General features: G+C 30.5%; 1 protein-coding gene and 1 pseudogene. Both read left to right on the forward strand.

Features of this window, described 5'->3' with window-relative positions:
* The first annotated feature begins 33 nt into the window (after positions 1–33).
* Entirely contained in the window at positions 34–1,290 is a 1,257-nt protein-coding gene (locus tag K1J10_RS10455; RefSeq protein ID WP_223357321.1) for a radical SAM/SPASM domain-containing protein, read from the forward strand.
* A gap of 147 nt (positions 1,291–1,437) precedes the next feature.
* Positions 1,438–1,676 (forward strand): annotated as a pseudogene (locus K1J10_RS10460) (ATP-binding cassette domain-containing protein); the annotation flags it as partial.

Here is a 1,676-nt window from a genome sequence, read left to right on the forward strand (position 1 = left end):
TAGCTTACAGAACTGCTTGTGAAGCTCTAGAGGATGAGTTCAAGTAAATGTTGCACTTATTCTTGCAATTTATCATTTATCATAACAAAAGAATTGGAAGAAGTAATCTCTCATAATAAAGAGATAGCAAGAGATTATTATAGTTATCTTGAGCAGAATATGTATTGTTCTGAAGAGAATGAAGTAGATAAATATCTACAACAAATTCAAGATACTAATAATGAGGTTTTAGAGTTTACAATTTTAACACATGGTGATTGTAATTTTCGATGTAAATACTGCTATGAGCATTTTGAGAATATCGGAATGTCAGAAAAAACAGAGCTAGCAATTTTAAAATTTGCAGAGGAAAAGTTAAAAACAGGTGTTTATAGGTATTTAAGAATTTCTTGGTTCGGTGGAGAACCACTATTAGGATATGCAACTATTCAGCGATTATCTACAAAATTTTTAGAACTTTGTGATCAGTTTGATGTGATATATTCAGCTAGTATAACGACTAATGGATTTTTACTTACAAGTAAGAAATTTGAAGCGTTAGTATCTGATTATCATGTTTCAAGTTTTCAAATTACTCTTGATGGTGATTGTGAAAGTCATGATACACAACGAGTTTTAAAAAATAAAAAGGGGTCTTATCTTCGTATTTTAGAAAATTTGCATCGTATGAAAGAAACTCCTCTAAATTTCACTTGTGTACTTCGTTTCAATGTTTCTAAAGAAAATTACCATCACATGGAATTGTTTTTACTGAATGATGGCGAATTTTTTAAAGGTGATGATAGATTTTTAGTAATGTATCATAACATAGGAAATTGGGGTCAAGGTGACCGTTCTAGGGATGATTGTGTTACATTATTAAAAGATGATGCAAGTTATGAGTTGTCAATTAGAGCATTAAACTTAGGATACAAGTTATGTTCACCAAATATAGTTATTCATAATTCGTTTAGTTGCTACGCAAATCGATTAAATCATTATATGTTTAATGTTAAAGGTATTGTACAATCTTGCACAGTAGCCCTATACAATAAAGAGAATATCTTTGGAAATATCAATACTGGATTGATTAACCAGAATAAATTAAAGAACTGGAGTATTATGGTCAGAGATGATTGTAAAGGGTGTCCATTTGTTCTGGTATGTAAATCAGGCTTTTGTCCAATGGCCAAGCATATTACAAAATTAAATTCTGATTTTATATGTGAAAGTATGAAAGAGAGAATTAAAAAAAATCTAGCACTTTTTGCTTTATCCAAGTTATATGAAGATATTTTAGATGTGGACTAGAAAGGAGATCATATTTATGGTTGTCAAAAAAAATAATCAAATCCCTAAGAGACCTGAAAATGTGACTAATATTTGCAATTATTGTAAATAATGTTTCTAAATTACAGAGAGGTGTGCTAGCCTCTCTATTTTTTCCAGGAGAAACTTATGATTCATATCTTTAAATATCTTGATAAAAAAACAAAATACCTAACCATTATTGGGGCACTGGCAAATGGAGGTCTCGCTTTGGGGCAACCCTTGGTTGTTGCCAAAGCATTATCGATAGATCAAAATAACCTTACCTATTCTTCTATTTGGAAATTTGCCCTCTTTGGTTTTTCTGTCTATTTCGCTTTGTATAGTCTAATGTTATTTTGTAATCATGCAAATAATGTCTTTCGACG

Source organism: Streptococcus australis, from assembly GCF_019930045.1.
Taxonomy (GTDB): domain Bacteria; phylum Bacillota; class Bacilli; order Lactobacillales; family Streptococcaceae; genus Streptococcus; species Streptococcus australis_D.

What these genes read in the sequence shown, in the direction of transcription:
- K1J10_RS10455 (WP_223357321.1), top strand. Translation starts at nt 34, where the DNA reads ATGAGTTCAAGTAAATGTTGCACTTATTCTTGCAATTTATCATTTATC.